General features: G+C 69.5%; 12 protein-coding genes and 5 pseudogenes. 8 read left to right on the top strand and 9 right to left on the bottom strand.

Features of this window, described 5'->3' with window-relative positions:
• Nucleotides 1–56: 56 nt before the first annotated feature.
• The 3 genes and pseudogenes from R2S09_RS18780 to R2S09_RS18770 form a co-directional block, all read left to right on the top strand.
• Nucleotides 57–378: pseudogene (locus tag R2S09_RS18780) on the top strand (SAM-dependent methyltransferase); the annotation flags it as partial.
• Between the two features lie 321 nt (nucleotides 379–699).
• Complete coding sequence (locus R2S09_RS18775) at nucleotides 700–2,247, top strand: PLP-dependent aminotransferase family protein (protein ID WP_316742197.1); 1,548 nt, start codon at nucleotides 700–702, stop codon at nucleotides 2,245–2,247.
• A gap of 66 nt (nucleotides 2,248–2,313) precedes the next feature.
• Nucleotides 2,314–2,583 (top strand): hypothetical protein, encoded by a 270-nt coding sequence (locus tag R2S09_RS18770; RefSeq protein ID WP_316742196.1) that lies wholly within the window; start codon nucleotides 2,314–2,316, stop codon nucleotides 2,581–2,583.
• Nucleotides 2,584–2,626: 43 nt separating this feature from the next.
• On the opposite strand, the gene msrB is transcribed toward R2S09_RS18770, so the two are convergent.
• The 3 genes from msrB to R2S09_RS18755 form a co-directional block, all read right to left on the bottom strand.
• Entirely contained in the window at nucleotides 2,627–3,028 is a 402-nt protein-coding gene (gene msrB / locus R2S09_RS18765; RefSeq protein WP_316742195.1) for a peptide-methionine (R)-S-oxide reductase MsrB, read from the bottom strand.
• 133 nt (nucleotides 3,029–3,161) lie between these two features.
• Nucleotides 3,162–5,606 carry a SpoIIE family protein phosphatase gene (locus R2S09_RS18760; protein ID WP_316742192.1) on the bottom strand — a complete coding sequence of 815 codons (2,445 nt, stop codon included), beginning with the start codon at nucleotides 5,604–5,606 and terminating at the stop codon, nucleotides 3,162–3,164.
• Nucleotides 5,607–5,932: 326 nt separating this feature from the next.
• Nucleotides 5,933–6,295, bottom strand: a complete 363-nt coding sequence (locus tag R2S09_RS18755; protein ID WP_316742191.1) for a hypothetical protein — start codon at nucleotides 6,293–6,295, stop codon at nucleotides 5,933–5,935.
• Nucleotides 6,296–6,776: 481 nt separating this feature from the next.
• Here R2S09_RS18755 and R2S09_RS18750 point away from each other — a divergent pair, with 481 nt between their 5' ends.
• From R2S09_RS18750 to R2S09_RS18740, 3 genes and pseudogenes are all read left to right on the top strand, one after another.
• Nucleotides 6,777–7,499 (top strand): hypothetical protein, encoded by a 723-nt coding sequence (locus R2S09_RS18750; protein ID WP_306191256.1) that lies wholly within the window; start codon nucleotides 6,777–6,779, stop codon nucleotides 7,497–7,499.
• Nucleotides 7,500–7,695: 196 nt separating this feature from the next.
• Nucleotides 7,696–7,979 (top strand): annotated as a pseudogene (locus R2S09_RS18745) (metallophosphoesterase); the annotation flags it as partial.
• A 274-nt stretch (nucleotides 7,980–8,253) separates the two neighbouring features.
• Entirely contained in the window at nucleotides 8,254–8,859 is a 606-nt protein-coding gene (locus R2S09_RS18740; RefSeq protein WP_316742187.1) for a methyltransferase domain-containing protein, read from the top strand.
• 300 nt (nucleotides 8,860–9,159) lie between these two features.
• Here the strand turns inward: R2S09_RS18740 and R2S09_RS18735 are convergent.
• Nucleotides 9,160–9,405, bottom strand: a pseudogene (locus tag R2S09_RS18735) (hypothetical protein); the annotation flags it as partial.
• A 130-nt stretch (nucleotides 9,406–9,535) separates the two neighbouring features.
• Nucleotides 9,536–10,179 (bottom strand): annotated as a pseudogene (locus R2S09_RS40605) (AAA family ATPase); the annotation flags it as partial.
• A gap of 105 nt (nucleotides 10,180–10,284) precedes the next feature.
• Here R2S09_RS40605 and R2S09_RS18725 point away from each other — a divergent pair.
• Nucleotides 10,285–14,970, top strand: a complete 4,686-nt coding sequence (locus R2S09_RS18725; RefSeq protein ID WP_316742183.1) for a DUF6531 domain-containing protein — start codon at nucleotides 10,285–10,287, stop codon at nucleotides 14,968–14,970.
• Nucleotides 14,971–14,999: 29 nt separating this feature from the next.
• Nucleotides 15,000–15,494 (top strand): hypothetical protein, encoded by a 495-nt coding sequence (locus R2S09_RS18720; protein WP_316742181.1) that lies wholly within the window; start codon nucleotides 15,000–15,002, stop codon nucleotides 15,492–15,494.
• Here the strand turns inward: R2S09_RS18720 and R2S09_RS18715 are convergent.
• The 4 genes and pseudogenes from R2S09_RS18715 to R2S09_RS18700 all read right to left on the bottom strand — a co-directional run.
• Nucleotides 15,470–15,940, bottom strand: a complete 471-nt coding sequence (locus R2S09_RS18715; RefSeq protein WP_316742179.1) for an ATP-binding protein — start codon at nucleotides 15,938–15,940, stop codon at nucleotides 15,470–15,472. The two genes, R2S09_RS18720 and R2S09_RS18715, sit on opposite strands and share 25 nt — an antisense overlap.
• Before the next feature lie 122 nt (nucleotides 15,941–16,062).
• A complete protein-coding gene (locus R2S09_RS18710; protein WP_316742177.1) occupies nucleotides 16,063–17,217 on the bottom strand; it encodes a hypothetical protein in 1,155 nt (384 codons plus the stop codon).
• A 331-nt stretch (nucleotides 17,218–17,548) separates the two neighbouring features.
• Nucleotides 17,549–18,379, bottom strand: a complete 831-nt coding sequence (locus R2S09_RS18705; RefSeq protein ID WP_316742176.1) for a tetratricopeptide repeat protein — start codon at nucleotides 18,377–18,379, stop codon at nucleotides 17,549–17,551.
• A gap of 337 nt (nucleotides 18,380–18,716) precedes the next feature.
• A pseudogene (locus R2S09_RS18700) lies at nucleotides 18,717–19,109 on the bottom strand (protein kinase); the annotation flags it as partial.
• Nucleotides 19,110–19,176 lie beyond the last annotated feature (67 nt).

The following is a 19,176-nucleotide window of genomic DNA, read 5'->3' as shown; positions in this document are numbered from 1 at the left end:
TGACCGAGACGAGCGTCGTGGGCGTGGACGTGACCCAAGGACAGGCGTCCCAGGAGGCCGAGTTCGAGCCGGAGTTGCTCGGCATCGCGGCGGACTTCGATCTCGTGGTCGCTGCGGGCGATGTTTGGCCGTTGCCGGCCGCCGGGACCGTGGTCGTGGTGGTGAAGCACCTGGCCGCAGCCTTGAGCCCGGGCGGTCTGATGGTTGCCGGCTTCGGTCTGGCCCAAACCCACCTGCCCGTGCCGCCCCAGCATCACCCTGGGCGAGTACGGCGACTGCTGCCTCGGGGCCGGCCTCACCCTGTCCGACCGCTTCGCCACTTGGGACGCCGGCCCTTACGACGGCGGCGGGTATGCCGTCGGCGTCCACCGCCGGTGAGGTGGTACGGCGCCACCGCGGTTCTTGCACCACGAGGTGTCCCTGCGCCACCACGACCGTATCGTCAGCGGCCGATTCCCCCCTCGGACACGAACAGTGACATCAGCATGACGAGGGCCTCGACCTGACAGTCGGGGTCCTCGTCGTATGTGCATGGACGACGGCGATGTCCGCGGGTTTCGTGGAGGAGGCCCCTCCCGCCTGTGGCGAACACGCTCGCAGAACGAGACGGGGACCGGCCGTCACCGCGGCGAGGGACGGCCGGCGGCGCGGCCTCACGACCACCGGCCGGTCGATGGTCCGGGAGTATGGTTCATCTACGTGGCACGTCATCGGACCAGTTCGGCCGGGCCGCCCCTCGCGTTCGGTGCCGACCTGCATCTGGAGCTGTCAGGACCGGGGCTGCGCGCGGGGCTCGCGGACGCCTTGAGGGAGGCCGTGCGCACGGGACGTCTGGCGCCCGGCAGTCGGCTGCCGTCCTCCCGCTCACTCGCCGCGGACCTCGGCGTCTCGCGTCACACCGTGGTCGAGGCCTACGCCGAGCTGACCGCCGAGGGCTGGCTCACCGCCCGGCAGGGCTCCGGGACCCGGGTGGCCACGCGGGTCGAGCCGCACAGGGCCGCGCCCGGCCCTCCTCGCGCGAGGCCTGACGAGCCCCGTCCCCGGTACGGCCTGTGGACCGGCGCACCGGATCTCGCCACCTTTCCGCGCACGCAGTGGCTCACCGTTGCCCGGCGGGCTTTGGCCGCCGCGCCACGCGACGCCCTCGGCTACGGGGACGCCCGAGGCCGGTCGGAGTTGCGCACCGCACTCGCCGACTACCTGGGGCGGACCCGCGGGGTGTTCGCCGAGCCGGACCGGATCGTCGTCTGTTCCGGTTTCCACCACGGTCTGGGGCTGATGGCGCAGGCGCTCAGGGGCCGGCGGGTGCGAGGGGTGGCGGTCGAGGCCTACGGACTCGACGTGTTTCGCGATGTGCTGGCAGACGCCGGTCTGCACACCCCGCCTCTCTACGTCGACGACCATGGCGCACGCATCGACGACCTCGCGCGGCTGCGCGAAGTGGGGGCGGTGCTGATGACCCCGGCTCACCAGTACCCGACGGGGGTCGCGCTCTGCCCGGACCGGCGCATGGCCGCCGTCGAGTGGGCACGTGCCACGGACGGCCTGATCCTGGAGGACGACTACGACGGGGAGTTCCGATACGACCGTCAGCCGGTGGGGGCCCTGCAAGGACTCGATCCGGAGCGGGTCGTGTACTTCGGTTCCGTGAGCAAGTCCCTGGCGCCGGGGGTACGGCTCGGATGGATGGTGCTGCCGGAGGAACTCATCGCGGAGATCGCGACCGCCAAAAGCCACGGCGACTACATGACGAGCGCCCTGGAGCAACTGACACTGGCGGAGTTCATCGCCTCGGGTGCGTACGACCGCCATGTGCGCTCGATGCGGCTGCGCTACCGGCGTCGCCGCGCTCAGCTGGTCGAGGTCCTGCGCCGGCGGGCTCCCGGCATACGTGTGACCGGGATGGACGCGGGACTGCAGACGGTGCTCGAACTCCCGCGGGGCACCGAAGACTCGGTGGTCCAGGCCGCGGCCCGGCATCATCTGCCGGTGAGAGGGTTGGCGCAGTTCCGGTACGAAGTGGCGGACCGCGGACGGCAGCTGCCCGAGCGGGAGGCCCTGGTGTTCAACTACGCGGCACCCTCGGACAGCGCGTGGGCAGGCGCACTGGACGCACTGTGCACGGTGCTGTCCCAGCAGGGGTCCCAAGGGCCGAGCGGACGTGCCGGATCAGGGCTTCACCGCGACCGCGCCGAGCTCACCGAACACGGTCCGCAGCTGCATGGTCACCCACGGCGTCGGAGCTGACGAACTGGACGCCGGTCGGTCCGCGGGCGATGAGCGAGCGCAGTGGACAGAGACTCGCCACGAAAAATGGACCGGACCGCTGCTGCCGCTCCTGTCATTCGCCTCTTCTTCGAGGCGGGACGCCAGACGGAGGGCACCTGGTCCGTCGACGAGAATGGGCGCTTCTGTCCCTTCTGGCCGCCCTCGTACCCAGCCTCCTACGATCTGCGCTGGGTGGTGGAGAAGAACGCCGTCGTCGGCCTTCGGTTCTCCGACCTGAAGAGCGGTACCTGTTTCGACGGCCGCTTCCAGTACAGTAACGCCAGGCTCCGGGACAAGGGCAGGCGGGGCCGCTGACTTCCAGCGGCCCCGCCTGCCGGTCGTTCGTCGACGCTGCAGATCAGTCGGAATTGCCGGGCTTCAGCCGCAGCGAGAGGCTGTTGATGCAGTATCGCTTGTCCGTCGGTGTCGCGAATCCCTCACCCTCGAACAATTCTCCAAGATACGACCCGCAACGAGCGCACCGAACCACAGGATAAGGGGACGCGTCCTGCTGCACTTCGACCGACTCGAGATCCTTGGGGTCGTAGAACGCGGGCCAGCCACAGCGAGAGTCGAACTTTTCCTCGGAGGTGAAAAGATCAGCACCGCAGGCCCTGCAGGAGTAGACACCCTTTTCCTTGGTGTCGGTGTACTTTCCTGTGAACGCCGCCTCGTCCGCGGCGCCGCGCAGCACCCTGTATTCCTCCGGGCTGAGCTCCGCGCGCCACTCGGCGTCTGACTTCTCGATTTCGTACGCCATGACTTCATCCTTGCTTTCTGTCAGGTAATCGGGCAACTCAGAGGCACAGCGGCACCCGCTCAGGGGGGATCTCCGCGGCGGCAGGGGAGTACCGGCGTGGGGACCGAGAGGGAGGCCCTCGTCGGTCCCCACCTCACAGCGTGGACGGGAGTTCTTGGTCGACCCAGACGAGCTTGCCGTCCGTCGCGGAGCGGAAGCCCCACTTGCTGGACAACTGGGCGATCAGGAACAGTCCCCGGCCGTTCTCGTCGACGTTACGGGCATGGCGCAGGCGCGGGTAACACGATCCGCGGTCAAAGACTTCGCAGGTCACAACCTGGTGCTTGATGAGTCGTAGCCGGATCGGGCCGGCGCCGTGGTGGATGGCGTTGGTGACCAGTTCGCTGACGATCAGCTCCGTTGTGGGCACGAGATGCTCCAGTCCCCATGCGCGGAGTTGACGGGCGGCCAGGTGCCGGGCGGCGCTGACGACGACCGGCGCGGCCGGCAGTTCCCAAGAGGCGGTGTGGGTCGGCTTGAGCGCGTCGACCCGGGCAAGGAGCAAGGCGACGTCGTCAGATGCCGCCTGAGCCGGCACGGTCTCCATCACCGAGGAGCACAGGTCTTCCAAGGGCTGTTCGGGTTGTGCCAGTGCGGTGGCGAGGCGGTGCATGCCGGCATCGATGTCGTCGTCATGGGATTCGACCAGGCCGTCGGTGTAGAACGCGATCAGGCTTCCTTCGGGCAGTTCCACCTCCACCGCCTCGAAGGGGACCAGCCCGAGACCCAGGCCGAGTGGGGCCCCGGTGGGCAGGTCGGGGAAGGTGACCTTGCCCTGTGCGTCGACTATCGCGGGCGGCGGGTGCCCGGCCCGTGCCATCGTGCACTGCCGGGTGACCGGGTCGTAGACGGCGTACACACAGGTCGCGCCCAGGATCTCGGGCATCTGATCCGGAGCGTCGTCATCCTCCCCGGCCAGCCGCCGGACGCTGTCGTCGAGGTGGCTCAGCAGTTCGTCGGGGGGCAGGTCCAGCTCCGCGAGCGTGTGGACGGCGGTGCGCAGCCTGGCCATGGTGACCGCGGCGTTGATGCCGTGTCCGACCACATCACCGACGACGAGGGCCACCCGGGCACAAGGCAGCGGGATCACGTCGAACCAGTCGCCTCCGACACCGGCGTCCGTGTCGGCCGGCAGGTAGCGCCCGGCCGCCTCGACGGCGACGCCGCCCCTCAAACGGTGTGGGAGCAGGTTGCGCTGGAGGGCGAGGGCCGTGCTGCGTTCGCGTGTGTACTGACGGGCGTTGTCCAAGGACAGCGCGGCCCGGGTGACCAGTTCCTCGGCCAGGAGCAGGTCGTCCTGCCGGAACGGCGTCGGGTCCTCGGTGCGCGCGAACAAGGCCACGCCCAACACGCAGTGCCGGGCACGGATGGGCACGATCATCATGGAGTGAATCCCGTTCTCACGGATCTTCTGCGCCCGTGCCGGGTCGTGGTCGACCCATGTCCCAGGGGTGGTGTCCAGTACGGGTTCCAGGCGGGACTTTCCCGTGCGCAGCGCGGCGGCGAGTGGCGAGCTCGGGGGGACGGAAATCGTCTCCCCTCGAGCGAACGCCGACTCTGGGACCCCTGGGTGGATCGAGGCCAGACCGGCACGTCGGAACACGCGGGAGTGATCGCACGTGGTGCCGATCCGGGCGGACGGCTCTCCGCCGAGTGGAACCGGCTCGGCCAGGTCGACGGTGACGTGGTCGGCCAGCAGAGGCACGGCGACGTCGGCCAGTTCCTGTGCGGTCTGCATGACGTCCAGGCTGCTCCCGATCCGTGTGCCGGCCTGGCTGAGGATCGCAAGGCGCTCGCGCACCCCCTGGTTGCTGGTGACATCCACGGTCAGGGAGCAGACCCCCAGTGCCTGGCCGTCCGCGTCCAGGAGGCAGAAGAACGAGACCGAGAACGCGTGTTCCCGGCGTGGGTCTTCCGGCGGCCATGCCCGGTACTCGTGGACCGCGGAAGTGCCGCTCGCCAGCACCTGTCGCATCACCGCTTCAAGGGCCTCGGCCTCGAAGCCGGGCAGTGAATCCTTCAGGCGGCGTCCGACCCTGCGGTCACGGGAGATGCCGTCATGCTCCATCTCGGCGTTCGTCCAGATACAGCGCAGCTGCGGGTCACGAATGGCGATGCCGACCGGCGCGCGGGCGAACAGCGACTTCCGCACCGATCCGTCCACCATTCCTGGGGAGCACGCGCCCATGCCGGTCAGGGACACCAGCCACCGGTGGTTCGCGTCCTGTCCCCACAGCAGCGAGAGGCGCACGCTCAGGTTGAGCGTGCGGCCGTCGCGGTGGCGGACCGCCGCGGTGCCCGACCAGCCACCTTGGGCACGGCACTGCTCGGCGAACGCCGATGCACCCAGCTCCTCGAATGACGGCAGCACGAGCGTGGCGGATCGGCCGACCACGTCCTCAGCGCAGTACCCCACAAGGTGCTGAGCGGCTCGCGTCCACGCGACCACCGTCCCTTGCTCGTCGATCACCGTTATCGCTGCGTCGGATATCTCGCGGAGCTCCAGCGGCTCCAGGAGCGCGGCCTGGTCAATGCTCATCGCGGCCTGGTCAATACTCATCATTGTGGTCCCCATCACATGCGTCGCGACCCGACCGTATGCGCGCGTCCCCCCACATGTGCGGACCATTTCTGAGCAAAAGACCGGACCACTTCGCGCCGAACGGCCAGGCGGCCCCTGATGCCGCGCGTCGGACCGGTTGCGTCACGAAGCGCCACGTCGCATGTTCGGGACACCATGCTCGGGAAGGGAGCAGGTCGGACACTCGGCCCGGGCTCGTCGGCCAGGCCGTCCCGGACGCGGTCGAGGAAGCGACTTCGCCAGGTGCGAACCGTGTCAGGTCATCCGAAGCAGACCAGGTGGGGTCAGTAGCCGTACCCCCCGTCGCCGCTCCCCGGCGTGGAGGAGGCGGCCGGGGCTGCCGTCTTGATGGCGGAACCCCGCGCGTCCAGCACGTGCCAGATGCCGTCGATACCCTGTCCCCCGACGTCGCCGGCAGCCTGGTCGCCTGCGTAGTAGTACAGCGGATGCCCGGCGTACGTCGCCTGGGCCCGGCTGCCGCCGACCGTCGTGCCGATCAAACCGGCGTCGACGCCGCCGCCCGCCTTCGGCTCGCCCTCCAGGGGCGGCCAGAGCTTGAGGCAGGCCGCGTCGCAGTTCATGGAGTTGGTGTTCTTGCCGTCGGCGGTGAACAGGTACAGCGTCCGTCCGCCGCCGTCCACCAGCACGGTGCCCAGGGCGAACTGCTCGTCTTCAGGGTCGAGGCGTCGGTGGCCTGCGCCGACGGCGCACTCTGCGCCGTGGTGCCGCTGTCACCGCTGCCCTCGCCACAGCCGGCCAGCGCGAGCATCGCCGCCGGCGCGAACCCGGTCACGGTGATGCGTCCTCGGTTCATGACGTCTCCGTCCCTCTCTCACAAGGCGGTTCGGGTGAGTCACGGGGTTGTACGGGCGAGCCCGTCCGAGGGATTGCGCTCCGTGCTCCCGAAAATTTCCCGGCGACTCCTCAATCCCTTCGCTGCCCAATCGACTGGGTGGTCGTCAGCACGCCGGCAACCACCCCCCTGACAGGGGGGTGAGCCACGGCACTGAACGCGCCGGCAAGTCCCCGTCGTGCCGCGGTCTGCTCAGTGCGGTGGCTGCCGGCGCCTGGATGGGAACCATGGCCTCGGGCGGGATCGTCTCCTGGAGCGGGTGAACAGGTGAACGGGTGAGCCTCGCCGGGGGGATCATGCAGATCATCGAGGTGACCGGGTACGCCGTCCGATCCGCTGTGATCACGCTGAGGCGGACGGGGACGCCACTCGAGTTCGTGATCTTCCCGATGCTGCACGTCGCTTCGCCCACGTTCTACTCCCAGGTCCGTCTCAGGCTCAGGGAATGCGACCTGATCGTCATGGAGGGAATCCGGGGGAGTTCGGTCGGCGTGAGTGTCCTGACGCTCGCCTACCGGTTCGCCCCCCGCCGGCGGCGCAACGGCCTCCAGGAGCAGCGCGCCGATCTGTTGCTTCCCGACGACGTGCCGGTCGTCAACCCGGATGTGACCGCGACGGAGGCGATCGAGGATCTGAGGACACTGCCGCGGTGGAGGTACGTACTGCTCATGGCCGGGGCCCCGGTGATGGGCCTGGTGTTCGCGCTGCGCGGTCCGCGCGCCTTCCTCGACGAGGATCTGGTCGTCGAGGACCTGCCGTCGACGCTGCGCGCGGAGATGCTGGCCGACGGTCCTGTCGAGCACGCGATGACCGACCGGCGCGACCAGCGGTTGCTCGACGCGCTCGGCGAGATCCACACGGAGCGCGGCGCCGAGCCGATCCGGGTGGCCGTCGTCTACGGAGCCGGCCATGTCCCGGCGATCGTGTCGAGGCTGTGGGACCGCTACGGATACCGGCCACGTGAAGCGGAATGGCTCACCGTCCTCGTCCCGGCGTAGAGCACTGGGCGGACCCCGGGGCTCCATCGCTCCCGCGATCACTCCGGAATGATCACGTGCGTGTGAGGGCGGCCGGCCGGGGAATGACCCGCCCGTGGTGGTGCAGAGCCTCGGGTGAGGTCGAACGCCGGTCTCGGCGGCCCGAGCACGACCCGATACAGTGCGCGGGACGGCAGCCCGGTCAGGGAGGCCAAGGTTGACCGACACCAGCAGCACCCGCCCCGCCGAGGGTGAGGCGCAAGCACCACGGCAGAGGCGACTGCACCGCCTGATGCGCTACATCCCCATGATCGCCCCGTGCTGCTGTGGGCCGTGCCTTGCTGGGTGCTCCTGTACGGCGGCCAGCACTGGCCGCTGCCCGTCACGCCGGCCGGAACCGCCCTGTTCGTCCTCGGCCTCGTGTGCATGCCGCTCGCGATGGTCCGCGGCCACGGCCGGCGCCAGCAGGACCGGGCGGCGATCATCGGCGACACCCGTCTCGACCAGCCCGCCCTGGCCGTCCTCGCCCACCACGGCACCCGCACGCTCCTCTGCACCAGCCGCGGCACCGGCTTCTGGGGCCCGCCGTTCCGCGTCTTCGCCCCCGGCGAGATCACCCTCCTCACCCTCCGTTCCCCACACCGGCCCACCGCGCCGTGGACGGGGCGGCCGTCGTCCCACGCCGTCGAACGTCGCGACGATCACGCTGTGGCTGCCGGGATCCCGGCGTCGGGGCCAGTCCTGGACGTCACAAGGTCCGCCTAGAGTAGGCCGCATGAGCCGATGGAAAGAGCTGACCGGGGAGACGTCCGGACAGGACTACGCCGCACGGTTCGCGGCCCTGGCCCGCAGCGGGAAGGACGTGCACGGAGAGGCGCGGTTCTGCGCGGCGCTCGTGCCCGCCGGAGCGCGGGTGCTGGACGCCGGATGCGGTACCGGCAGGGTCATGATCCGGCTCGCCGAACTCGGATACGACTGCGTCGGTGTGGACCTTGACGCATCGATGCTGGCCGTGGCGCGGAAGCAGGCGCCGCGACTGCCCTGGTTCCAGGTCGACCTGGCCGAATTCGAGCCGGACCTGCTGGGTATCGCAGCGGGGTTCGATCTCGTGGTCGCGGCGGGCAACGTTCTCCCGTTGCTCGCCGCCGGCACCGAGGCCACGGTGGTCGACCGCCTGTCCGCGGCCCTGCGCCCGGGCGGACTGATGATCGCCGGCTTCGGCCTGGACGCATCCCATCTGCCCGTGCCGCCCAGCATCACCCTGTCGGAGTACGACGAGTACTGTGCCGCGGCCGGCCTCACCTTCGTCGACCGCTTCGCCACCTGGGACGCCGCCCCTTACGGCGGCGGCGGCTACGCCGTGAGTGTCCACCGGCGGTGAGGCGGTGAGGGGCATCTTGATCACCGAGGCGCCGGTCACGGAGCCCGCTCCCGTGCGCACATCACCCCCGTGAGAGCCGGGCTGCTCCGTTCGAGAGAATCGTCCGGCGCGCGCGAGGCTCGTCCCGTTTCTCCGTACGGCCTGTCCACGGTGACCGCAGAAAGCTGTCGCGCATCGACGTGCCGCTAGATGTTCTGTCCGGGGAGGTTGTGGACGGGTGAGTCAGGTCTCGTCTGAGGGATCTTGAAGAGGCGAGGGCCTAGGCTCGGCCGCCCCCTTGTACGTGCTCAGCCGCTCCTACGCCCTCGCCTGGTGCCGCCACGGCGTGAACGACGGCTGCCACTCCAGCGCCGACCGCCACCCGTCGTCAGCGGGATGGAACGGCGTCCTGATCCGCAGATACGGGCCCCGGAAGATCCCCGTCTCCGGATCCCCGAGGAACCGCTCCAGCGCGAGCCGCGTGTCCTCGTCGGCCAGCGCGTACGTCGTCGTGAGGTACTGCGTCAGACTGCCGCGGAGCTGCGCGGCGGCCAGGGTGGGCTTCACGAGGACCTTTCGGGCAGAACGGCTTGCGGGACCGCCGGGCGCACACTCCCGTGACAGCCGGCGAAAGCGGCGTGACGATCAGCATCAAAAATACCGCTCACCTCTGACAACGGGAGCCGCCCCGGCACATTCAGGGCCCGGTCGTGCGGCGCGCGCATGCCCGGTACGAGCAGCAGCTCACCCCGGTGAGGTCGCCTCCCAGCACCCCGGAGAACCACAACTCCCCCAGCGGCTGTTCACCGGACTCTTCGGCGATGTCCTTCACCTCGTCGACGGTGAGAGCCGGGATGATCGACGCGCCGGTCTCGTCGCGGTCGCACACGACGAACTCCTCCGGATACAGCCGGTTGACAAGCGCGGGCGAGTGGGTGGCCACGATGAACTGCGTCCGCTCGGCCGCCTCGCGTAGCCGCTGCACGACGAGTTCCAGGGCCTGCGGATGCAGCCCGTGGCCGATCTCCTCGATGCAGGTGAAGGTGGAGGGTTCGGGTCGTACAGCAGGGCGAGCAGCCCTAGCAGGCGGACGGTGCTGCAGGAAGCGTCGGCGAGGGGGGGCAGACGCCGCAGGCCGCGCTCGCGCAGTACGACGGTCAGCTGGTCGGTCGCCCCGCCGACCTCCTCGAACTCGATGTTCTCCAGCTGGGGCAGGACTGTACGGGCATCTGCGACCAGATCGTCCCAGGTCTCCTCGCGCCCGCTGAGGTGGATCAGGAACCCGGTCAGGTTCTCGGCGTGTGGCGAGAGGGTGGCGAAGTCCGCACCGCGCAGACGGGTCTGGGCAATCCCCCTGGCTGCCATCGTTGCTGATACTTATTAAGGTGATGACCTGATTAATGAGCCGACGTCATGGCTCCGGCAATGCACGGAGGGTAACGGGGGATGGGCTACACGCTGCCCAACTGGCTGGACGAGATACTCGACTTCATTGGGATCAAATTCCCCAACGTGGACGAGGACGACTACCGCGAAATGGCCGGCGCCATGCGGGAGTTCGCGGAGAAGTTCGAGGGCCACGGCGCCGAGGCCCACCAGGCGTTCTCCCGGGTCCTGTCCTCCTCCGAGGGGTGGGCCGTCGACGCCATGGAGAAGCACTGGAACCAGGTCAAGGCAGGCCACCTGGAAAAACTTCCCGAGCTCGCCCGCCTGTTCGCGGACGCCTGTGACGTGCTCGCGGAAGTCATCTTCTGGATGAAGACAAAGGCCGAGGCCGAGTTGGCCGTCATGGCCGGGTCGGTGGGCCTGTCCCTCGGGCTCGCCTGGGTGACCGGTGGCTTGTCGGCAGTCCTCGGCGCGGCCGAGATCGCGGCGATGCGCCAGGTGGTCAAGCGCATCCTCGACGAGGCCGTGGACCGGATCGTCGACGAGGTGATCGCCAAGGTCACCGAGCCGGTCAACGCCAAATTGGAGGCAATGGTCGAGGACATGGTCCTCGACCTGGCCGAGGGCGCGTTCTCCATGCCACCAGGGGACGGGGGTGGTGACGGCGGGCACGGGCAAGGCCGGCACGGCGGGATGCAGCTCGCCTCGGCCGGTGGCTCCGGGTCGTCCAGTGGCGGAAAAACCACCACTATCGACCACGTCGAGTTCGAGGATGGCGCCGGCAAGGTCTCCCGGCACGGCGGCGAGATGCACACCGCGGCATCGTCACCCCTGGGGCGGGCCAAGACAGCGTTCGGCCAGAGCAAGGGCCGTGACCCCTTCACCCAGGTCTTCGACAGTGTGCTGCACGGCGCGATCGAGGGCTCGGAAAAGGCCCTCAAGAAGATCGCCAAGCACGTCACGGAGACTGTTCCGGACCGCGTGAGGGCCACCTCACGCCTGCACAAGGGCACGGACCTCGACATCCGCAGCAGGCTCGACGCCATCGACGGCGGCAGGAAAGGCGGCGGTGACGGCGGCGGACGCGCCCGCCTGGACGGCCCGGGCAAGCGCCGCCCCCGATCTCTCAAGGACGCACTGGCCGACGCGCGCGCGAAATCCATCGCCCTGACCCGGCGACGCTGCAAGACCGATCCGGTCGACGTCGCGAGCGGCGAGATGGTGATGTCCCAGACGGACATCGTCCTGCCCGGAACCCTGCCCCTGATCCTGCGGCGCACCCATGTATCCGGCTACGGTCACGGCCACTGCTTCGGGCCGAGCTGGGCATCGACGCTCGACGAACGGCTGGAACTGACAGGCGGCGGCGCGGTCTGGGCAAGGGAGGACGGCTCGCTGCTCGTCTACCCGCGTGTTCCCGTATCCCCGGACGATTCCGTCGAGCCGGTCGAAGGCGAGCGTGTTCCGCTCACTCACGTCGACCGGAACGCGCTGGGCGAGGTCACCTACGCCACCACGGACCCGTACTCCGGCCACGTGCGCCGGTTCGTCGGCAGCCCCTACTCCTCCGGTGGCCTGTACTGGCTCAGTGAGATCGAAGACCGCAACGGCAACACCGTACAAGTCCTCCGTGACGACGAGGGACTGCCCAGTGCCGTCCTGCACGACGGCGGCTACGACGTGCGCGTCACCTGCGACCGGGCGAGCGGCCGCGTCTCGACCCTTGAGTTGCGTACCGCGGACGGTTCCATCAGGGTCGCCTCCTTCGGCTATGACGACGGCGACCTGAGCGAGGTCACATCCTTCTCCGACACCGTCCCGCTGCGCTTCACCTACGACGACGAGCACCGGGTGACGTCGTGGACCGACCGCAACGACCACACCTACGCCTACCTGTACGACGCGGAAGGCCGGGTCGTGGAGACGATCGGTCCCGACGGCGCGCTGTCCTCGCGCTTCGCGTACGAGACCGCCGAGCGCGTCACCCGGTTCACCGACTCGACCGGCGCTGTCACCATCACCCGGTTCAACGCACTGGGGCAGACCGTCTCCGAGACCGACCCCCTCGGCCATACCGTCCACTTCCTGTGGGACCGCTACGACAACCTCCTGGAGCGCACCGACCAGCTCGGCAACACCGCCCGCTTCACCTGGGACGAGCGGGGGAACCTGATCCGGATCGTCTTCCCGGACGGCACCGAGTCGACGACCCGCTATAACGCACTCAACCTCCCGGAAGAGATCACCGAGGCCGACGGAGCGACCTGGCGCCAGGCCTATGACGAGCGCGGCAACCGCACGAGGATCACGGCACCGGACGGCACCGAGACCCACTTCACCTACGACACGCGGGGCGCGCTGCTCACACTGACCGATCCGACCGGCGCGACGGAGCACCTCACCCACGACGCGGCAGGTCTCGTACTCTCCCGCACCGACGCCCTCGGCCACACCGCGACGGTGGAGCGCGACGCCTTCGGCAGGCCCGTCCGCTCCACCGCCCCCGGTGGCGCCACCACTGTGCTGCAGTGGCGTCCCCAGGGGTGGCTGGCCCGGCGTGTGGCACCGGACGCCACCGAGGAGCGCTGGACCTGGGACGCGGAGGGCAACTGCACGTCGCACACCGGCCCCACCGGCGCCGTCACCCGCTTCGAATACACCCACTTCGACCGGCTCGCCGCCCGCACCGGCGCGGACGGTGCCCGGTACCGCTTCGTGTACGACACCGAACTCCGCCTGACGGAAGTCCTCAATCCGCAGGGGCTGAGCTGGAACTACACATACGACGCGAACGGCAACCTGACATCCGAGTCCGACTTCGACGGACGCACGGTCACCTACGACCATGATCCGATGGGCCGGCCCGTGGCGCGCACGACGCCCGTCGGGGCACGGGTCACGCATGAGTACGACGCCATGAGCCGCGTCATCGCCAAGAACGTGGCGGGCCGGCGCACCGTCTACACGTACGACGCCGCCGGTCGCGTCAGCTCGGTGACCTCGCCCACGTCCACGCTGACCCTGGAGCGAGACGCGGTCGGCAGGGTCGTCGCCGAGACCGTCGACGGACGCACCACCCGGTTCGCCTACGACGCCGCCGGACGGCGCACGATGCGCACCACCCCCACCGGCGCCGTGACACGGTCCAGGTATGACGCGGCGGGCAACCGTACGGCACTGCTCAGCGACGGCCATGCCCTGACCTTCACCCACGACGCCTGGGGCAAGGAACTGGCCCGTGATTTCGGACCCGCCGAGGCACCTGTCACGCTCACTTCCGGGTGGGACGACATGGGCCGGCTCACCTCGCAACAGCTGTCCGCGGGCGGTCGGACCCTGCGCGCCCGTGCCTATGGTTACCGGTCCGACGGCTGCCTGGAGCGGATCGCCGACGAACTGCATGGTACGAGCCGGCACGTCGACCTCGACCCGGTCGGGCGCCCCTTGCGCGTCACGGCCGAGAACTGGTCGGAGTCCTATGCGTACGACAGCGCCGGGAACGAGATCAGCGCCGAGTGGCCCGACCGGGCCGCACGAGCGGAGGGCCGGGGGGAGCGCACCTACGAGGGCACCCGGGTCGTGACCGCCGGGCGGATCCGCTACGAGTACGACGCGGCGGGCCGCACCACCCTGCGCCAGAAGAGGCGACTGTCGAAGAAGCCGGACACCTGGCGTTACACCTGGGACGAGGAGAACCGCCTCGTCGCCTGCGTCACCCCCGACGGCACCCGGTGGACGTACTCCTACGACCCGATGGGACGGCGTACGGCCAAGCACCGCCTCGCCGACGACGGTACCGTCGTGCAGTCCGTCCACTTCACCTGGGACGGCACCCGCCTGGCGGAGCAGATGGACACGGCCCATCGTGTCACCACTACCTGGGACTACGAGGGCCACCGGCCCCTGACCCAGCTCGAACGCCGCCTCGACCGCGCGCGGGAACCGCAGGCCGATGTCGACGCCCGCTTCTTCGCGATCGTCACGGACCTGGTCGGAGCGCCCAGCGAACTTGTCGACGAGCGGGGCGCGATCGCCTGGCGCGGCCGGTCCACCGCCTGGGGCGTCATGGGCTGGACCCGGGACGCGGAGGCGTTCACACCCTTGCGTCTGCCCGGTCAGTACGACGACCCCGAGACCGGCTTCTACTACAACTACCAGCGCCACTACGACCCGGACACGGCGCGCTACACCAGCCCCGACCCACTCGGCCTGGGAGCGGCGCCCAACCCGGTCGCGTACGTCACCAACCCGCACACCCGGATGGACCCCGAGGGCCTGATCGCCAAGGGGTGCACCGAGAACGGCGGCTGGTACAGCGGCCTGAAGCCCGCGAACCTTCTGAACGACAGGAGAGAGCGGGTCAATCCCGTCGACCAGGAGATCAACCACATCCCGGCGAAAGCGTCCTACTCCCACCTGGACATGCCTGGCTTCCGTACGAACCAGAACGGCGGCGGCGCCGGCATGGGACCCGCCATCCGCATGGACGCGGCGGACCACCGAGAGCTGACCAGCACGGGTTCCAGCAAGGAGAGCGAGGAGTGGCGTGCGAAGCAGCGGGAGTTGATCGACTCCGGGCGCTGGGACCAGGCCATGAAGATGGACATCGACGAGATCCGTGAGCTGTACGGCGACAAGTACGACACCCACATCAAGGACATGGTCGACAGCCTGAAGAACAACAGGAAGTTCCAGGCCATGCTGGAGAAGAAGGGCTGGACGATAAACTACGACATCCTGAAATGACGCCGTCGTGAGGGAGTGAGGGGTAGGCAATGGATCTGGTACTCGACCCGCCGCGCGGAGTCGCGCCGATCCTGCTGGGCATGACGCTCGACGAGACCCTCGCCGCGGCGTCCGACTGGGGCGAGCCCCGCGTGCTGCGCCGCCCGAGCCGGAACTCGGCGAAGGCATCCTGGACCCTCGACCACGTCGGTGTACAGGCCCTGGCCGAGGGCGGAGACCAGGTCACCGCGATCGAGTTGTGGTGGCCCGGCGAAGGACGTACGTCCAGCACCCGCGTCCTGCTCGATGGGGACGAGGTGTTCACCACCCCCGCCGAGGACCTCTTCCGGCGTGCGACCGAGCGGGGCTGGACGGTCGACACGTCGCAGCCCGAGTACCCGGTGATCCCCGGCGTGTCCCTGGGCTTCACCCGGCAGACCTCCCAGGAGGTCGAGCGGGACGCCGACGGCCTTCCGAGGTACGTCACGTCGGTGCTGGTGGGCGGTAAGGACTATTACAACTACCGGTACCAAGGACGCGGCTGACCGCGGCTCGACCTGCTGGACGGCGCGGGCCGTTCGACGTGCTCACCCGGCAGGGGCTGGGGGGTTCTCACGGATGCCCACACGGTCTTGCCGGGGGCCGCTACGGTGGTCGGTGACGCCCAGTCGTCGGCCAGGGCGGTGACGAGGAGCAGCCCGCGGCCCGATTCGGCGCCGGGGGCCGCGGGAGGGACGACGGTGGGCCGGCGTTCGTCCCAGTCGTCGGATACCTCCAGGCGGAGCTGCTTGCCGTCGGCCTCGGCGCACAGCTCGGCGGTGATCAGGGTCAGCGTCTCGTTGACGTCGCTGTCGTAGGGGTGGCCCCAGGCGTCCAGGCAGTGTGCGACGAAGAGCCGGGCCAGGCGGGCGCCTCGCGGGGTCGACGTGAACGCCATCGCGAACTCGCTGGTCCCCGTGGGGCCGGGGAAAGGGAAGAGCGTCGTGTGCATGGGGCCAGCGTTGCGGCCACGGCGGGCGTGTCACCAGGAGCGACGCCTGTACGGCCGTGCGCTGTACACGGGTGTTGGGCTGCGGCGGGGGAGTGGCGTAGGAGCGGTGCCGCACGACGGGGTCAGTCCCGGCGGCACCGTTTTCGAAGCTCCGTGAGGACCGCCTTCTCACGGGAGTTGACGTCACCGTCCACGGTGGCCACGCGCTCCGCCGCGTCGAGGACGTCGCCGAGATCGCCCGGCTCGGCGTCCACGCGCTTCCACACCTCTGCGGGGTCGATGTCGACGACGTTCGCGAGCTTCTCGTCGACCACCTCGTGCCGCTCCCGGACCAGCCTCACCAGATGCCGCATCAGCAGCGCCTCGTCGTCCGCGATTTTGGCCTTCGCGTTCGCCCTGAGCACGAGCCACGCGACCCACAGCATCAACTGCGGGTGGCGACTGCGCTCGCTGATTCCCTCGGCGATCTCGATCACCCGCGCCTCGTTCCGGAACACGGCCCGCGCGTGCCGGCCGGCGAGGAGCGTGGTGTAGCGGTTGAGCAGTACGGCGAGAGGGACGCCGACAAGGGGGATGCCGATCTTGATGACGTTGCGCCGCAGGAGGTACTTCCCGACCACGGGGAGCGCCTTCCCTGCACTGAGTACCGATCCTGAGTAGAAGCGCTTGATCAACGGCCGCACGAGGGCCGGAACCGCCTTGGCGACACCTTCACGGGCAGCTTCCCCGCTCTTGATCGTGAAGGCCACGCGGATGAGCTTCCACAGGTCCTCGGGGTCGTGCACGTCGAGCGGGACCCGGTAGAGCACGGAGATGTCGTAGGCCAGGCGGAGCTGGAGTCGGGAGATGAACGCGAGGTCGACCATCATGGTCGCCACGGCGGCGGGGACGGTCGCCGGTGAGGCACCCCCGAGGCTCCCGATGGTGGCGGCGACGGTCGCCGTGTAGGCCCCGGCGGAGAGCCCGCCTTCGAGCGCGGCGTACCGGGCCGCCATCTTGATCCGCTGATCCACGATGGCATCCGCGGGCACACCCGAGTACCGGTCCTGGAAGTACTGCCAGTCGACCTTCTCGGTGTACGCGTTCATGGCATGAGCCGCGAGTTTCGTGAACCAGTTGCCCGACTTGATGTCGTCCGCGCTCAGGCCCTTGACGAAGTCCTTGATCTCGGTCTGCTCCTGCTCGACGGCCTTCCGGTCGGCGGCCTCGTCGGCTTCGGCGGCTTCGGCGGCTTCGTCCGCGCCGGTGTCGGCGGCGTGCGCCTGCGCGTCTGTCATGGCGTGTTCCCCCCAGGCGGCTCAGCGAAAAGCCAGGTTGCGAGGTCCAACCCCGCTCACGTCTCAACACGGTGACTCGACGAGCGGCGCATCGGCCGCCGGACGTCCCGTTCGAGCTGCAACTCTAGCGCCTCATCATGCGGGTGGTACCGGCGTTGCGACCGCCGTCATCACCGCCTTCACCGCGGCAGACCGCGCCACACACCAAACAACCCCGAGTTGGTGCGACACCGCGAACAGTGCCGTGCCGCCCTCTTGGTCCGGCGCGTTGCGACAGTTGGATGAGATGCCCAGGGAGCGCCTGCGACTCGCCCGTGCGGGGGCGCTGCGCCTACGGTCGAGTGCCGTCGATCTGCTCGAGCAGCGTTCGGGCTTCCGCGGTGCGGCGGTGGTCCGGGCCGAAGGAGGCCAGGCACGCGTCGTGAGCGGCTGCGGCGCGGCGACGCGCTTCGGGAACGCGGCCCAACCCGAACAGGGCGGTGGCAAAGGCCAGTTCGACGGCGCCCGTATCTGGATGGCGCTGGTAATCGGGCAGAGCACGGTACAGCTTCTTGGCGCGCTGCGCCTCGGTGAGGGCGTCTTCGTGGCGGGATTGGCCGCTGAGGCTGCGAGTCAGGCCGAGTCGCAGGACCAGGGACGCCCGGTCGCGTGCACGATGGGCGGCCAGGGCCTCGTGGGCGAGTGCCTCGGCCTCTTGGTGGCGCCCCTGCGCATTGAGGGCGAAGACCAGCCCATTGCGGGCGGCCGCTGCCAGGAGTGACATTTGCGGGCCGGTACCGCGGCCTGCGGCCTCGGCGACGGCCGCACACTCAGCCTCGCACTCGGCGTGCTGACCGAGCGAGATCATCTGCTGAGCGCGGTCCGAGCGCAGCTTCAGGGTCAGCCAGTGATCGGCTCCGAACACCCTGCTGAAGGCAGACAGCGCTTCGTCGTAGGTGGCGAGTGCCTCGGCGTGGCGGCCCTGGGCGCCCGTCGCGAGCGCGGCGATGTTCAGCGCCACGGCCGCGTACTCGTCGTCGCGTGGCCGCGATCGGGCCACGGCACGGGCTTCGGTCTCCGCCTCGGCGTAACGCCCGGCTTCGTACAGGGCTTTGGCCTCCCCCACAGGGGTTCCCGTCATGCGTTCGGCGTCGCTTCTGCCGCGCGGCCGGAAAAGTCTCATGACCGGGAGCATACGCATGCTGCGCAGGCTGCTCGGCGGAGAGGCTCCCGTGCCCGGGCCGCACCTCCTCTTCCCCTTCTGCTTGGCCAACTGGTCTTCCAGCTTGCCCAGTGCCGCCTGCCGCGCTTGCCGCGATGCCGTTCCGCGCGGGTTCCGGGCTTCGCCACGGGACTGGATCGTGGGCGGCGACGGGCCGGCGCCACGGGGCTTTGAGCAACGGCAAGGTGTTCCTGGAGTGGTGAGCCGTGTGGGTGGTGGGTGTGTACAGGGGGGTGTTCGGGGTGCCGACGACCTGATGGGGGGTGGTGAGGGAGATGGTCGACTCGGTGAACGCGGCCAGGCCGAAGTCGATGATCTTCGGGCCGTTCGGTCCCAGCAGGACGTTGGCCGGCTTGAGGTCACGATGGAGCAGGCCCTGGGTGTGCACGGCCGACAGCGCCTCGGCGAGGATCGCGCCGAGCGCCGCGGTGAGGACGGATGGCAGCGGTCCGTGCGTGTTGACGTGCCGCGCGAGGTCCGGGCCGTCCACGTACTCCGTGGCCAGCCATGGTTGTTCCGCCTCCGCGTCGGCTCCCAGGAACGCCGCGATGCGTGGACCCCAGATGGCCTTGAGCACCTCGATCTCCTGCGCGAACCGCTGTCGGGACTCGGAGTCCACGACCGACGGTTTGATCACCTTCACCGCGGCGGGCTCACCGCCGGGCGACTCACCCAGGAAGACCTGGCCCATGCCACCTTGGCCGATCCGGCCGAGGAGTTCGAAGTCGCCCAGCGAGAGCGGGTCCTCGGGGTTCAGG

Origin of the sequence: Streptomyces sp. MK7 (genome assembly GCF_032658145.1) — a bacterium.
GTDB classification, from domain to species: domain Bacteria; phylum Actinomycetota; class Actinomycetes; order Streptomycetales; family Streptomycetaceae; genus Streptomyces; species Streptomyces spiralis.
This window is presented reverse-complemented; position numbering and strand designations above follow the sequence as displayed.

Bases quoted from the DNA above. Each gene is read 5' to 3' on its own strand.
- R2S09_RS18770 (WP_316742196.1), top strand. From the start codon at position 2,314: ATGGACCGGACCGCTGCTGCCGCTCCTGTCATTCGCCTCTTCTTCGAG.
- msrB (WP_316742195.1), bottom strand. From the start codon at position 3,028: ATGGCGTACGAAATCGAGAAGTCAGACGCCGAGTGGCGCGCGGAGCTC.
- R2S09_RS18760 (WP_316742192.1), bottom strand. From the start codon at position 5,606: ATGAGCATTGACCAGGCCGCGCTCCTGGAGCCGCTGGAGCTCCGCGAG.
- R2S09_RS18740 (WP_316742187.1), top strand. From the start codon at position 8,254: ATGAGCCGATGGAAAGAGCTGACCGGGGAGACGTCCGGACAGGACTAC.
- R2S09_RS18725 (WP_316742183.1), top strand. From the start codon at position 10,285: ATGGGCTACACGCTGCCCAACTGGCTGGACGAGATACTCGACTTCATT.
- R2S09_RS18720 (WP_316742181.1), top strand. From the start codon at position 15,000: ATGGATCTGGTACTCGACCCGCCGCGCGGAGTCGCGCCGATCCTGCTG.
- R2S09_RS18715 (WP_316742179.1), bottom strand. From the start codon at position 15,940: ATGCACACGACGCTCTTCCCTTTCCCCGGCCCCACGGGGACCAGCGAG.
- R2S09_RS18710 (WP_316742177.1), bottom strand. From the start codon at position 17,217: ATGACAGACGCGCAGGCGCACGCCGCCGACACCGGCGCGGACGAAGCC.
- R2S09_RS18705 (WP_316742176.1), bottom strand. From the start codon at position 18,379: ATGAGACTTTTCCGGCCGCGCGGCAGAAGCGACGCCGAACGCATGACG.